Raw genomic sequence first — 13536 nt, forward strand, 5'->3', positions numbered from 1 at the left:
GGGTAAGGTTAAGGCGTTTGGTCAAAATGATATGGCTAATTTTGCCAACGTGCGTAGCACCTTGAGAAACCTTATTGGTCAGCGGGCCTTTAGTGTAGATGATGATATTAGTGAGGTTACCTTGTATCGAATCAATCAGGTTATTAATAGGAATCACGAAGATTTCACCCTGCATTTTGCTGACGATACACCCAACTTTACCGGTTTTGAAAAAGGGTATTGCTTGGCGTCTGAAAAGGGCCGGCGTTATGAAACGGAACAGGACGGCGAAGCCATTGTTTTCCCTAATGCGAATGTGGCGCTCGGGCAACGTGCACTGTTAACCGTTGTCCCTGTGGGAATAGGAGAAATTAATGTTCAAGCTTGATCCTCGTTTACAACAAGATTGTGTGCTTGTTGACGATCTCGAACTTTGTCGGGTTTTACTCGCTAACGACAGTCAGTTTCCCTGGTTAATTTTAGTTCCCCGTATTCCTGATGCTATCGAACTTACGGATCTTACTGACCAACAGATGCGCATATACTGTGATGAATCCCGTTTAACCTGTGATGTATTGTCTTCGTTGTTTCAACCAACCAAGCTCAACGTGGCGGCCATCGGCAATATTGTTCGTCAGTTGCATGTGCATCATGTGGCACGATTTGAAAAGGATGTGGCCTGGCCCGCACCCATTTGGGGAAAGCAGCCTGCCATACCCTACGAAAGCGATGAATTAACCCAACGACTTACAGCCTTAAAACACGCTTTTTCAGCACAGGAGAGATCATGATATTAACCACAACCCCTACCATAGAGGGAAAAAATATTACCCAATATCACGGTATCGTGATTGGTGAAGCGGTAATGGGCGCGAATATGTTTAAAGACTTATTTGCATCAATACGGGATATCGTTGGTGGGCGTTCTGGCGCTTACGAAGGTGAATTAACCAAAGCCCGTAAATTGGCGTTTTCAGAACTTGAACAAGAAGCCCGTGCTATGGGCGCAAACGCGGTGGTGGGGATTGATATTGATTATCAGGTCATTGGAGATAAAGGCAGTATGCTTATGGTTAGCATTGCTGGCACTGCCGTTAAGATCACCGAGGCCTAGCAGAGTGAATGACGTCGATTTCAATCATCGTCGTCATCATCATATTTTCTGGGTTTGAAGTCCTTCGGTACTTTAAAGCGAGAGGATGACTTTAATAACAGCACATTTCCGGCAATAAAGCCTACGGCAAGAATAATGATCACAATAAGCCAGCCGGTACTCACATTTTACCCTCATTTAGTACATAACGGTGATACAGCTCATCAAGGCGAGCCAGTACTGCAGCTTTTCCTTCCATTTCGGCCTCGCTGAGCGCCTTGTGAAGTTGCGCTATGTTGCGTTGCTGCTCGAAGTAGGCGGCACTTTCCGTATGGGTGAGATGCCAAAGCTCCACGGCAACGCCGCCTTTATCTTGCATAAATGGTCGTGAAAAACCAAATTTATGCAGGTTTTCATCAAGCCAGCAGGCCAGAGCATGGCACGGTCCCTGTTCACGGTACTCTGCATCAACCAATTCAAATTTATGGGGCCAATGATCCACTGACGTTTTATCATAAACATCGATATCTGTTCCCCAATGATGCCTGCTGCCACCAGGAAGTGCTGACCATGTTAGTATAGCATCGATTTTTTCATCATCACTTAAGGATTCCGCGGCAATGATATTGCCGGCGGTGTCAAACAAGGTTGCCTCGCCCCGCCATTTGCGATTCCAAATGGCCAGTTGCCGATAAAAATCCCGATAACTACTAATAAGCTGGCAATCAATGCCCGCTTTATGTGCTGCGGCCTGTAAATCCAGCCAGGCGGGTTTAACCGCCTTATGGATGAAAAAGGACGTATCCACTTCACATAAGAAGGGATTGTCGATACCCAGCCAGGCGTTCTGCTGACTCATGCGAGTAAACGTACGAGTATGGCGTAATAAATGTCTGCCAATTTGGCAAGATCATCCATTAACACGCACTCGTTAACCTTATGAATGGTGGCATTCACCGGCCCTAGCTCGATAACTTGGGCACCCGTAGGCGCGATAAAGCGTCCATCAGATGTGCCTCCAGCAGTAGACAGTTTTGTGTCACGGCCTGTTACCTCATGTATGGCTTGCTGGGTGGCTTCAACCAAAGCGCCAGCATCGGTGAGGAACGGCTGGCCATTGAATGTCCAGTCAATATGATAGTCCAGCTGATGACCATCAAGAATGTGATTCACTTTTTCAATTAACTTCTCATTGGTAACTTCCGTGGAAAACCGGAAGTTGAAACACACTTGACAGGTGCCGGGGATCACGTTTCCAGCTCCGGTGCCAGCATGAATGTTGGAGATTTGAAAACTGGTCGGAGGGAAGTAATCATTGCCGTGATCCCAATGGGCCTGACTTAATTCACTCAGTGCGGGGGCCACATCATGTACCGGATTTTTTGCCAAATGGGGGTAGGCAACATGCCCTTGAATGCCATTGACGGTTAAATCACCCGTTAATGATCCCCGACGTCCGTTTTTGACCACGTCGCCCACTTCTGTGGTGGAAGAAGGTTCGCCCACAATGCACCAGTCAATTTTTTCATTTCGGGCTTCAAGGGTGTCGATAACCCGGGTGGTACCGTTGATAAAAGGGCCTTCTTCATCACTGGTGATCAGATAAGCAATACTGCCGCGATGATTAGGATAATCGGCAACAAACTTACGGGTCGCAACTAGCATGGCAGCCAGACTGCCTTTCATATCTGCGGCGCCTCTGCCATATAAATAGCCGTCTTTTTCCGTGGCTTCAAAAGGCGGTGAGATCCAGGCTTCTTCCGGGCCGCTAGGTACAACGTCAGTATGGCCAGCAAAACAAAATACCGGTGATTCGGTGCCACGGCGCGACCATAGATTGGTGGTGTCTTCAAACACCATGGTCTCATGGTTAAAACCCGATTCATTTAAGTAGTCTTTCATGTAGGTCTGACAACCTGCGTCTTCCGGGGTAACTGAACGTCGGTTAATGAGATTCTTAGCTACTTCTACCACGTGTGTCATAGGGCGAAAATGTCCTTGTATTGATCGGCTTTAAACCCTAAAAAGTAGTGGTCGTTGTATTGTAAAACCGGACGTTTAATCATTGCTGGGTGGGCCAGCAGCAGGGCGAGGGCTTTTTCTTTATCAAGTGATTGTTTATCTTCGTCGGGTAATTGACGAAAGGTGGTGCCCCGTTTGTTAAGCAGATTTTCCCATCCAAGATGGGATTCTGTTGCCGCCAGCCAGTGGGCATCGATACCTTGTTTACGGTAGTCATGAAAAGAGTAATCAATATTATGTTCTTCAAGCCACTTTTTGGCTTTTTTTATCGTATCGCAATTGCTGATACCAAATAATGTTGTTGTCATATATAGGAATTGTCACTGTCTGTAATATTATCACAGAGTCTAAAGTAAGACTGTCGCCAAGTGCAACCGTGGAACCGTGATATTCGGCGTTTACATACCACCACTGCGGTTAAAACCCCGACGGGGCGAAGGGGCATTACAGATAAATGCCCATAATTTCATCTTCGTTGGCCACCCACTGTTTATTTGTACTCAAGGTGAGGCCTTTTACCTGGTGGCCATTCATTAAGGCAAGGGCGCCATTGAGTTCAATGCCTTTTTGTTTGAGCCACTGAGGTTGAATACGCATAATCGGTGCACCTTGGACTAGGGTGTCACCGGGCCGGCACAAACGCTCACATTTTTCGCCCATAAGATGAAGGGGTTGCAACGATAGCGTAATAAATAACTTCAAACCATACAGGGTGCGTAAGCGTACTTCATATCCCCGTTCAGGTATGACATCAATACGACAGTCATCAGGGGCGTAAAGTGTGTGGCCAGAATAATGAAACGCCACGGTAGGCCCCCAAACTTGTTCACTAATAATAGGGCATGTAATGTCATCTAGCGAAATTGGCCGCGCCGCAATGGGCGCCGTTAATCTATGATGTTGTGTGAACTGTTCGGGTGGAGAAGAAGCGAATTGCAAGTCAGTTACCCATTTTCGGTGATCATAAAACCAAATCAATGTTGATAAGTTATGCCCTTATCAGAAAACGAAATAGATTGGGCCTATGTGGTTAATTTTGATACAGTATTGTAGTGATAATACTAATGTAAAACACAAGAGCTAACCAGATCGTATCGTTAGATCCCGTTTTTCACATTCTTTGTTGTGTTATCCACTTTATCTGTGGATAAGTTTGTTGAGTAGTATGTGTGAGTATTATAACCGCCTGTTTTTATTAAATAAAAAATATTGGTTAAACAATGGTCAGTGGATAACATTTGTGTTTTCACAAGCATTTTCCACAGATGTTGTCTACCGTTATAAATAAAAAATAGGGTGAAAAAGCGTAATTTCTTCGTCTTTGAGCCCTTGACACAACGAAATAGAGCAAGGACAGACAATGAGTGATTCAACTGATAGTTGGCGTGATCTTACGGTAAACGATGCTGTTGCCGTGAGCAATTTTTATCAACAAGTTCTCGGCTGGACAAAAGACGAAGTGGCCATGGACGGGTATAACGATTTTATTATGAAAGATGCCCATGGTAATGTCATGGGCGGGATTTGCCATCGGAAGGGGTCAAATCAATCCGTGCCCGTGGGCTGGATCCCGTATTTTACCACTGATGACTTTACCCGTGCGTATGAGGCGGCAATCGCATCGGGTGGACAGGCGTTAACGGATGTGAGGCGTCACGGCACAGCCAGTTTTGTTTATATTAAGGACCCGTCAGGTGCCAGTTTTGCGTTATACAGCGACAATCAGTGACAATAAAGTAACGCGCTGGTAAATTATTCCACAAAAGATAAATAAGGGATTATAGATTGGCTGCGCCACTTAATGTGTATGCTGGCCCCGGCGCGCTGGCACTACTTAAAAAACACGGATTTTACCCACTACTGTTTAATTATTTTCTTGGGGCCTCGGGCGGCCCCAAGTGGTTTGTTTTGGCTGGCCTTGACCGCGTATTATTTCCTGAGTGGTTCCATCATCGAGGTGGACAGATCCAAATTATAGGTACGTCGGCGGGCGCATTTCGTGCGGCCTGTATGGTTCAGCAAGATCCCTATTCGGCCATAAATCGTCTTGCCGAGCAGTATGCCAATACGGTGTATTCTGCTAAGCCAACGGCCAATGAAATTACCGAAAAAGCGCGGGCATTACTCAGTTACGTTATGGGTAGGGAAGGGCCAATGGATGTGATCACCAATGAGCGTTTTAAGATCCACATAATTGCGGCAAGATGTCACGGGGCAATGGCAAGCCGAGGCCGTATTACCCAAATGCGAGGGTTATTGGCTAGCGCGGCGCTAAATGCAATGGGGCGGAAAAACCTGAATGTTTTATATACCCGTCATGTGTTTTCGGCCCCCGGCAGTCGTTTAACCATTCACGATCCCTATGGGCTGAATACCGAATCCAGTGAGCTGGGATATGTGAATGTCAACGATGCGCTATTGGCGTCTGGCTCTATTCCATTGGTGCTGGAAGGGGTAGAAAAAATCATTGCTGCGCCACAAGGGGTGTACCGTGATGGCGGTATTATTGACTATCACTTTGATCTTTCCTTTGGGCCGGATCAAGGACTGGTGTTATACCCCCATTTTACTGCTAAACCCATTCCCGGCTGGTTTGATAAAAGGTTTAAAGGACGGGTTCCCCATGCCAGTAGTTACCGTAACGTGGTGATGCTAGTGCCTTCTGATGAGTTTGTCGCAAGCTTACCTTATGGCAAGATCCCCGATAGAAAAGACTTCGAAAAACTGCCAGCAGATACCCGCATCCGCTATTGGCAGAAGGTGTTACAGGAAACCGATAGGCTAGGGGAGTACTTTATGAAGATCACCCAATCGGGCCAAATTATGGATTTAATAAAACCGCTACCCTTTGCATTAAAAGCGGATTAATCCAGTACTTTGGTTGACCCTGTGAATCCTTTAAACAATAAAAAGTGATAAGTGCCATAAAATCTGTGTTTAAAGGATGTTCTTGGCCCTATCTTCGCTGTATAATATTACGTCCAGAGTAAGTCCAAATTTAATAAAAATAACATTCTGTATTGCAGCTATGCGCGGTGTTTTTTAGCCTTGCAGATACGCCTGTTGGTGGCGTTCGCTGTACATATCCCTACATCTATAAATGAATAAATTCGTTCCCCTGTTTTAACGCATTAGGTTCGGTAATCGAAGTGCAGTTAAAGAATTTTCACGTTGTAAAGAAGGTACTATGTCGGTCACAAATACCGTTCAAAACAAATCCTATTTTTGGCCCATTTTGGTGATGGCGCTAGGTACATTCACATTAGGGCTGACAGAGTTTGCATCTATGTCTATGTTGCCCCTGATTGCGGACAGCTTTTTTATTACGCCGTCCATGGCAGGTAATGTCATCAGTGGTTATGCCATTGGCGTGGTGATAGGTGCGCCGTTATTTATGGTGCTTACCAATAAAATGAATCGACGTACGTCGCTTATTCTTTTTGCCAGTATGATATTTATTGGCAATAGCCTAAGCGCCATTGCCAGTTCGCTGCCTGAATTGGTGTTTTACCGGGTGCTTAGCGGCTTACCTCATGGTGCTTATTTTGCCACTGCCTTGCTGGTGGCATCGGATATGGCTCCAAAAGGCAAGCGCGCCAGCTATATGTCGAAAGTTTTTGCGGGGTTAACCATTTCCACTATCGTGGGGGTGCCCTTAGCGACCTTGTTAGGGCAGAGTGTTAGCTGGCGAGCCTGTATGGGCATAGTGACCATGCTTGCTTTAATAACGGTGTTTCTTATTTACTTTGTTGTGCCCAGCTGCCCAATTTTAAAGCCGACACGGTTAAGGGATGAATTTAGCGTATTAAAAAATAAGTTGGTATGGTCCATCTCTGGCATCATCTTTATTGGTTTTGGAGGGGTGTTTTGTATTTATACCTACTTGGCCGATACTATTATTAACGTTACCGGTACGCCTGCATTTACCATTTCCATCGCCATGATGATGTTTGGAATTGGTACCACAATAGGCAATTTGGTGTGCGGCAAGTTAGCGGATCATTTCCCCCTTGCCACCACAGGTATTGCCCTTATGTGCAGTATTGGCATCTCTGTTATGTATGTTTATGCGGCGTTTAATATTTATTGGCTTTACTTTAGCGTGTTCTGCTTAGGGGCAAGTGTTGGCTTAGCGTCGGTAATACAATCGATGTTGCTGGATGTGTCGCCCACGGGCCATGCCATGCTAGGGGCCTTGGTACAATGTTCGTTTAATACGGCCAACGCCATTGGCCCTTGGGTTGGCGGTAGCTTGTTGGCAACGGGAGCGAGTTTTAATGAAACTGGCTTTGCGGCGGCCATGCTGTTTTCTGGTGGTTTTGTCATGTGGGCACTAAGTGCTATGCAAATGCGGCAACGTCGGGGGCTCAGTACCAATACGGCCACCAATGAGTCGCCTATTCGGGAAAGTGTATAAAACAGCAGCAGTTAGCGGGGTAAGGATTAAAAATAACTTGCACGACCTATAACGCCCCGTTATTATACGCGCCGTTCACCACGATAGTGGTAACGGCACTGCTAAATGCGTCTATAGCTCAGTTGGTTAGAGCGCTACCTTGACATGGTAGAGGTCCCCTGTTCGAATCAGGGTAGACGCACCATCTTTTTTTCTAAAAACTTGCTTCGAATATAATCTATTACATTCCTATTCTTTCAATAAGTTTCTGTTTTTGTATCAAACAAGTACTTCCTTCTAGTTCTTTTAGTCTCTTTAATTCTGCTATTTGTCTGTGACATCCAAAAAAGGCGTAAATAGATTGGCTATTAAGCGTGGAATGACATGGATGATATTTTACCTGAATGAAGCTTATCAACAACACCGCCCAAAACTACGCTAATGTGTTATAATCGTTGAATTAATTCTCTTTATGTCATTGTAGTTTATGGCCCAAATACTCTCTCAAGTTAATCAGTTTCTTAGCCCCTATTATGATCAGATGAGTTTGATGCTGGTGGCCACACTCTTGGTGATTTATGGCGATCTCATCAATAACTACATTAAACAGTTGATCAAAAGTTACCACTTTTTACTGCGCAGTTTGTTGTTCGTGTTCTTGTGTGCCTTTGGCTATGGGGCATTAACCTTATGGGGCGCGCCGCTGTTTAAGCACCTTATCTTTTTCCTGCCTTGCTCATACCGCGGTGTGGCGTTTATCGCTGCGTTTTTGTTGATGGGAATATTGGCCGAACGCCGACGCTATATTTAACAAGCATGGGAGTGAAGGGGAACACGTTATTGGTCACTTTTTAACCGCGTTAATATCCGGGAACCGCAATTAAATGAATAGGCAAAAAAGCCCCACCGATGCAGCACGCTGCCCCTTGTGCAATGGCCTCAACCACTGTGGTAACCTCACTTCAAACGACCAACCTTGCTGGTGCATGGCCGAAGACGTTGTGTTTACCCAGAATCTATTGCAACAGGTTCCCGCCAGCCGCAAACACAAGGCTTGTATTTGCCAAGAGTGCGTCAAAAAAAATCAAAACGTAAGGGCACAGGGGAATGAACAACCGGATGGCTAAATAACAGCCTGGATCAGGCGCTAACCTGCGGAACATAATTTAGCATCGCTCACCCTATTTTTGATAATCTTGAGTGGGTCAGGCGAGTCGACCTATAAAATCTACCTTTATCACTCACAGACTCTTTAAGGAATGGTTTTGAAGCAAACGCATTTTTATCAACCCAAACAGGGACATGGTCTTGTCCACGACCCCTTTAACGCCATTATTGCGCCACGTCCCATTGGCTGGATATCAACAAAGTCTAAGACTGGCGTCCTTAATCTTGCGCCTTATAGCTTTTTTAATGCGTTAAATTATACGCCACCCATTATTGGTTTTTCGGTGGTAGGCAGTAAAAAAGATTCTTTCATTAACGTACAGGAAACCGGTGAATTCTGCTGGAACCTAGTGTCTAAGGATTTAGTGGAAGCGATGAATATCACCAGCAAGCCTTTTGCATCCGAAGAGAGCGAATTCCACCATGCAGGGCTTGAAATTGTAGAAAGTAACATTGTCGGGGTACCTCGGGTTAAGGCAAGTAAAGTGAGTATGGAGTGTAAGCTTAGCGATGTGGTGCAGCTAAAGACTGCAAGCGGTGATAGGCTACACAGTTGGTTTATTATCGGTGAAGTGGTGGGCGTGCATATAGATAAGTCGCTAATTGAAAACGGCGTATACAGTACACTTAAAAGTGCGCCGGTCACCCGTGGTGGAGGTAGTGGTGATTACTATACGCTATCTAAAGAAAACGTTTTTGAAATGCTTCGGCCGGAATGATTGTCTCTGATGGTAAGGGTAACAAGCCGGTGCCGCCAGTAAACGCAACTTGTAGTCTTCATTATCAATAGACAAGACTGACAATAATTAAAAAATTTAAACATAACGATCCGGGATAACTATGAATCCAGTTGTTTTATCTGTCGGCATCATGCTGGTTTTGGCATTGATGCGTGTAAATGTGGTGGTGGCACTCACTTTTAGTGCCATCGTTGGTGGTTGGTATTCTGGCATGAGCCTCACTGATGCGGTATCAACCTTTGAAGGCGGCTTAGGTGGCGGAGCCACCATTGCCCTAAGTTATGCCATGTTAGGCACCTTTGCCGTGGCGATTTCCCGCTCTGGTGTAACGGATTTGCTGGCACAATCCGTTATCAAACGCTTTATTGGTCGTGAAAATGAAGCGGCATCTATCGGGTTAAAATACGCGCTGATTTTTGCGTTGATTTTAATCACCATGTCATCACAAAACATCATTCCTGTTCATATCGCCTTTATTCCCATTTTGATTCCCCCTCTGTTAGGGGTTTTTGCCAAACTGAAACTTGATCGGCGCTTAGTGGCTTGTGTACTAACCTTTGGTTTGATCACGCCTTACATGGTGTTGCCTATTGGGTTTGGTGGCATTTTCTTAAATAATATTTTACTTAAAAACCTGCATGATAATGGCTTACCTGGCATAACTGCAGCGCAAATCCCTCACGCCATGTTATTGCCCGGTGCCGGTATGGTTTTTGGTTTATTAGTGGCCGTCCTTATCAGCTATCGCAAACCCCGTGATTACGCAGTAACCGAGTACACGGCGCCGCAAGCTGAGCAGAAAACCATTAACCCTACACACGTTATCGTGTCTATTATTGCCATCATTGCGGCGCTAGGCGTACAACTGCTGTCGGGGTCGATGATCATCGGCGCGCTAGTAGGCTTTACCGTCTTTAATCTTGGTGGTGTGATTGCTTGGAAAGACACCAATGATGTGTTTACCAAAGGGGTCCACTTGATGGCGATGATCGGGTTTATCATGATTGCTGCGGCGGGTTTTGCTGAAGTCATGAAAGCCTCCAATGGCGTCGAAACCTTAGTTCAGTCGCTATCAACCACTATTGGCGACAATAAACCCCTTGCTGCCTTTCTCATGCTGGTGGTGGGATTGTTAGTCACGATGGGGATTGGCTCTTCGTTCTCAACAATACCAATTATTGCTACCATTTATGTCCCCTTGGCCGTTGCCTTTGGCTTCTCACCCATGGCGACCGTGGCCCTTGTGGGGACGGCGGCAGCACTTGGCGATGCGGGATCACCGGCGTCAGATTCAACCTTGGGCCCCACATCAGGCTTGAACATCGATGGGCAACACGAGCACATTTGGCAAACTGTGGTGCCGACCTTTTTGCATTACAACTTGCCGTTGATTGCTTTTGGCTGGTTGGCGGCGATGACACTCTAATCAGCAAGAAAATAGCGTGCTAAGGGGCGTTTCAAACACCGGGATGGTCAGTTAAGGTTGGGGGCAGGGCATAACGGTCTAGGTGTCAGGCCCATCGAGGGTAAATACCAAATGTCTGCGCATGTCTTTTAGCACCACGCCTTTTCTGACAAGGGCTGCACTTAAGCGCTTTTGCCATTTTCTCAATGCCGGTTGGGCAGCGGTGAGTGCGGCTTCATTTTCAAACTGAAAACGCAGTAAAAGGGAATCGGGGAAGTGATGATACTGCATATCAAACCAACATTGCAGAAACCCTTGAAGTTCTTCTCGACCTTGTTGTTCGAGTGTATCAGCCACGCTTAACACACACGCTTGTTGTTTTCGTTGTACGCTAGACAGTGTTTTCATGGCTTGCGTTGCTCTATCACTATTTCCACGCTTTGTGTGGTGTCGTCTCCTTCCATGTTTAGCCACATATGCCCATCTTGTACGGTTACCTGAATTTGCATGGAACGACGCACCCCGGCGGCTAATTCAGCGGCAAGCGCTCCTGGTAGGGTAAACACAGACAAGTTCTTTCTAACCTTCAAGGTGTTGGCTTCTTTTTTCCACCACACATCAAAACTGTTGTCGGCGTAGGCATAAATCATCATTTGCTGGCTTTGGTTACAGCCTTTTTTTATACGTTGTTCTGACGGTTGGCCAAGTTCTATCCACAGCTCAATGTCGTCACTGTAGCTTTTTTGCCATAAATCCGGTACCTCATCACAGGAAAGCCCCTTGGTAAATTGAAGTCTTTCATGGGCATTGGCAATAAAAGCGATGATCCTAAGCATCATGCGTTCGTCGTTTTCCGACGGGTGACGGGCAATGGTCAAATTATGATCGTGGTAATAATTGCGATCCATGTCGGTAATCGACAGGTCGACCTTAAAGATAGTTGCTTTTAGTGCCATGGGGCTCCCGGTTCCTCCATAAGGTAGTGTGATTTGCGGCGTATAGTATCAGTTAACGTTTGGTTTCGCCCTTAGACAACCAAATTTTTCCCTAACCTTTTCATAGCGACTAGTAGCGGCATTACGTAACGATTAGCCATTTGGGTTGCTCAACGTGAACAGCTTCGCTCACCGCCATGTCGGTGTATTTCACATTACTATCATGAAGGGGACAAACGATGGCAAGTAGAACCTGTGATCATTGCTTTGGGGCAGGCACCATAGCAAGCGGTAACTATGAACCTTGCGCTAGTTGTGGTGGTTCTGGGCACGGCAGTTATACCGATGTGCCTTGCATAAGCTGTAGTGGCAGTGGACGCTCAAGTACACCGGTACAAGAAACCTGTTGGTCCTGCAATGGCGCTGGTAATATTATTGCGCCTGACACACCGGCACCCAACCCCCCACTTCGTCCCGCCGCTCCGGTGGTTAAACCGAAACCTAAAACCACTAAAAATCCCTCTGCTTCAGGCACTAAAAAAAGCCCAACACAGAAAGCCAAAAATAAGGTGTCAGAAGAAATGAGTGGCCTTGCGCTGATACTTGCCCTGGTTGGGGTCGTTATCTTGTGGAATGACGAACATAATTTCAATATCGTACAAATTGCACTGGCGGGAGGGACTTTCTTTATCGCTTCATACATAGGGCTCTTTGTCCTTTATTACGCCATTAAGATAGCCGTGTATGTGATTCAGGTGGTCTTTGTAGCCGCCTTAGTTGTGATGGCCTGTAACGCCATGGGATTTCAGTGGGCAAGAGACATTGTGGCACTGTTTAGTTGATTTCGTTTCTTTCAACGGCCCGGCGCCTTGGCTTCCTCATTTTCTAAAAGTCAACTAAGTGAGGCTGCTCGGTTGCGTGTTACAGCGCTTCGTTAATTATAGTGTACGGTAAATCCTTTCACCTAGTCATCACGTAGCACATTCTCTTAAAACGGAGAATACCTATTGTGTTTTAAGGCATACATCTAATTGTGTGGCACTAATGTCGGCCATTATGCGTTGAGAAAGTCAGTAATGTTTTGTTTTTGCGCTACACTTTGATTAGTTCTCTAAACAATACCATTCATCGGCTGGGATTTATCACAGCGTGTCTTTATACCAAGCTTTGCACGCAACTAGAGGTATTGTGACAGAACCTCATGTGGGGCGCTATGAAAGTACATAAATTTGAAATGAAAGAGGCTCTGGTAAGTCAGGATATCAGTGAGCAGCGCTTTATTGAGCTATTAAGTGCTTTGCCTAAGGTGTCGGTGCAAGGGTACGATAAACATCGTCGTGTTATTTATTGGAACGAATCCAGTGAGCGTATATATGGGTTTTCTGGGCGGGAAGCCCACGGCCAAAGGTTAGAAGAACTCATTATACCTAAGATTATGCGTGCAGAGGTCATACGCTTACATACCCAATGGATTAAAAAAGGAATTCCCATCCCCTCTGAAGAGCTCGTATTAATGCGAAAAGATGGCTCACCGGTGCACGTTTTTTCTTCCCATGTCATGCTAAAACAAGACACTGATTCACCGGAGATGTTTTGTGTGGATATTGATCTTAGCGAGCAAATTGCCATTCGCGATGAACTAGAAAGCATGGCATCGACGGATCTTTTGACGAACTTGCCTAATCGACGTTACTTAAGTGCCTTATTATCAAAAAGCATCGCCTCGGCACAGAAGGCTCAGCATCAGTTCGCGTTGCTTTTTATTGATTTAGATATGTTTAAAGAAGTCAATGACACCC

At 45.8% G+C, this 13536-nt stretch carries 19 protein-coding genes and 1 tRNA gene; 13 read left to right on the forward strand and 7 right to left on the reverse strand.

Annotated elements, in window-relative coordinates; genetic code table 11:
• The 3 genes from V5298_RS16760 to V5298_RS16770 all read left to right on the forward strand — a co-directional run.
• The coding region (locus V5298_RS16760; RefSeq protein ID WP_332932580.1) for a succinylglutamate desuccinylase/aspartoacylase domain-containing protein at positions 1-367 on the forward strand (367 nt) is incomplete at its 5' end.
• The gene (locus tag V5298_RS16765; RefSeq protein ID WP_332932581.1) at positions 354-770 is read left to right on the forward strand and encodes an HIT domain-containing protein; all 417 of its coding nucleotides are present in this window, start codon (positions 354-356) and stop codon (positions 768-770) included. The genes V5298_RS16760 and V5298_RS16765, both read left to right, overlap by 14 nt.
• Positions 767-1093, forward strand: coding sequence for a heavy metal-binding domain-containing protein (locus V5298_RS16770; protein ID WP_332932582.1), 327 nt, complete (start codon positions 767-769; stop codon positions 1091-1093). Before V5298_RS16765 ends, V5298_RS16770 begins: the two co-directional genes overlap by 4 nt.
• A 20-nt stretch (positions 1094-1113) precedes the next feature.
• Here V5298_RS16770 and V5298_RS16775 read toward each other — a convergent pair whose 3' ends face one another.
• The 5 genes from V5298_RS16775 to V5298_RS16795 all read right to left on the reverse strand — a co-directional run bounded on the left by V5298_RS16775 (position 1114) and on the right by V5298_RS16795 (position 4033).
• Positions 1114-1257 carry a DUF2897 family protein gene (locus tag V5298_RS16775; RefSeq protein ID WP_332932583.1) on the reverse strand — a complete coding sequence of 48 codons (144 nt, stop codon included), beginning with the start codon at positions 1255-1257 and terminating at the stop codon, positions 1114-1116.
• Positions 1254-1931 (reverse strand): M15 family metallopeptidase, encoded by a 678-nt coding sequence (locus tag V5298_RS16780; RefSeq protein WP_332932584.1) that lies wholly within the window; start codon positions 1929-1931, stop codon positions 1254-1256. Before V5298_RS16780 ends, V5298_RS16775 begins: the two co-directional genes overlap by 4 nt.
• On the reverse strand, positions 1928-3055 hold the full coding sequence (gene dapE, locus V5298_RS16785) for a succinyl-diaminopimelate desuccinylase (protein ID WP_332932585.1): 1128 nt from the start codon (positions 3053-3055) through the stop codon (positions 1928-1930). Before dapE ends, V5298_RS16780 begins: the two co-directional genes overlap by 4 nt.
• Positions 3052-3402 carry an ArsC family reductase gene (locus V5298_RS16790; protein ID WP_332932586.1) on the reverse strand — a complete coding sequence of 117 codons (351 nt, stop codon included), beginning with the start codon at positions 3400-3402 and terminating at the stop codon, positions 3052-3054. Before V5298_RS16790 ends, dapE begins: the two co-directional genes overlap by 4 nt.
• Before the next feature lie 136 nt (positions 3403-3538).
• Positions 3539-4033 carry a PTS glucose transporter subunit IIA gene (locus tag V5298_RS16795; RefSeq protein WP_332932587.1) on the reverse strand — a complete coding sequence of 165 codons (495 nt, stop codon included), beginning with the start codon at positions 4031-4033 and terminating at the stop codon, positions 3539-3541.
• A 421-nt stretch (positions 4034-4454) separates the two neighbouring features.
• On the opposite strand from V5298_RS16795, the gene V5298_RS16800 reads away from it, so the two are divergent.
• From V5298_RS16800 to V5298_RS16835, 8 genes are all read left to right on the forward strand, one after another.
• The gene (locus V5298_RS16800; RefSeq protein WP_332932588.1) at positions 4455-4823 is read left to right on the forward strand and encodes a VOC family protein; all 369 of its coding nucleotides are present in this window, start codon (positions 4455-4457) and stop codon (positions 4821-4823) included.
• A 56-nt stretch (positions 4824-4879) separates the two neighbouring features.
• Positions 4880-5962 carry a patatin-like phospholipase family protein gene (locus V5298_RS16805; RefSeq protein WP_332932589.1) on the forward strand — a complete coding sequence of 361 codons (1083 nt, stop codon included), beginning with the start codon at positions 4880-4882 and terminating at the stop codon, positions 5960-5962.
• A 319-nt stretch (positions 5963-6281) separates the two neighbouring features.
• Positions 6282-7511 (forward strand): MFS transporter, encoded by a 1230-nt coding sequence (locus V5298_RS16810; RefSeq protein ID WP_332932590.1) that lies wholly within the window; start codon positions 6282-6284, stop codon positions 7509-7511.
• 107 nt (positions 7512-7618) lie between these two features.
• Positions 7619-7695: transfer RNA gene (locus V5298_RS16815), tRNA-Val, on the forward strand.
• A gap of 282 nt (positions 7696-7977) precedes the next feature.
• Entirely contained in the window at positions 7978-8301 is a 324-nt protein-coding gene (locus tag V5298_RS16820; protein WP_332932591.1) for a DUF3392 family protein, read from the forward strand.
• A gap of 73 nt (positions 8302-8374) precedes the next feature.
• Complete coding sequence (locus V5298_RS16825; RefSeq protein WP_332932592.1) at positions 8375-8617, forward strand: cysteine-rich CWC family protein; 243 nt, start codon at positions 8375-8377, stop codon at positions 8615-8617.
• A gap of 138 nt (positions 8618-8755) precedes the next feature.
• Positions 8756-9376, forward strand: a complete 621-nt coding sequence (locus tag V5298_RS16830) for a flavin reductase family protein (protein ID WP_332932593.1) — start codon at positions 8756-8758, stop codon at positions 9374-9376.
• A 121-nt stretch (positions 9377-9497) separates the two neighbouring features.
• A complete protein-coding gene (locus V5298_RS16835) occupies positions 9498-10823 on the forward strand; it encodes a Na+/H+ antiporter family protein (RefSeq protein ID WP_332932594.1) in 1326 nt (441 codons plus the stop codon).
• Between the two features lie 78 nt (positions 10824-10901).
• Here the strand turns inward: V5298_RS16835 and V5298_RS16840 are convergent, their stop codons facing one another.
• Positions 10902-11210, reverse strand: coding sequence for a hypothetical protein (locus V5298_RS16840; RefSeq protein ID WP_332932595.1), 309 nt, complete (start codon positions 11208-11210; stop codon positions 10902-10904).
• Complete coding sequence (locus V5298_RS16845; protein WP_332932596.1) at positions 11207-11758, reverse strand: YaeQ family protein; 552 nt, start codon at positions 11756-11758, stop codon at positions 11207-11209. The genes V5298_RS16840 and V5298_RS16845 overlap by 4 nt, the downstream gene beginning before the upstream one ends.
• A 218-nt stretch (positions 11759-11976) precedes the next feature.
• On the opposite strand from V5298_RS16845, the gene V5298_RS16850 reads away from it, so the two are divergent.
• Together V5298_RS16850 and V5298_RS16855 are read left to right on the forward strand one after the other, a co-directional pair.
• Complete coding sequence (locus V5298_RS16850) at positions 11977-12579, forward strand: hypothetical protein (protein ID WP_332932597.1); 603 nt, start codon at positions 11977-11979, stop codon at positions 12577-12579.
• Positions 12580-12950: 371 nt separating this feature from the next.
• Positions 12951-13536 (forward strand): GGDEF domain-containing protein (locus V5298_RS16855; RefSeq protein ID WP_332932598.1); only part of this gene is annotated, 586 nt, incomplete at its 3' end.

Origin of the sequence: Alteromonas sp. 14N.309.X.WAT.G.H12 (genome assembly GCF_036697315.1) — a bacterium.
Lineage (GTDB): Bacteria > Pseudomonadota > Gammaproteobacteria > Enterobacterales > Alteromonadaceae > Alteromonas.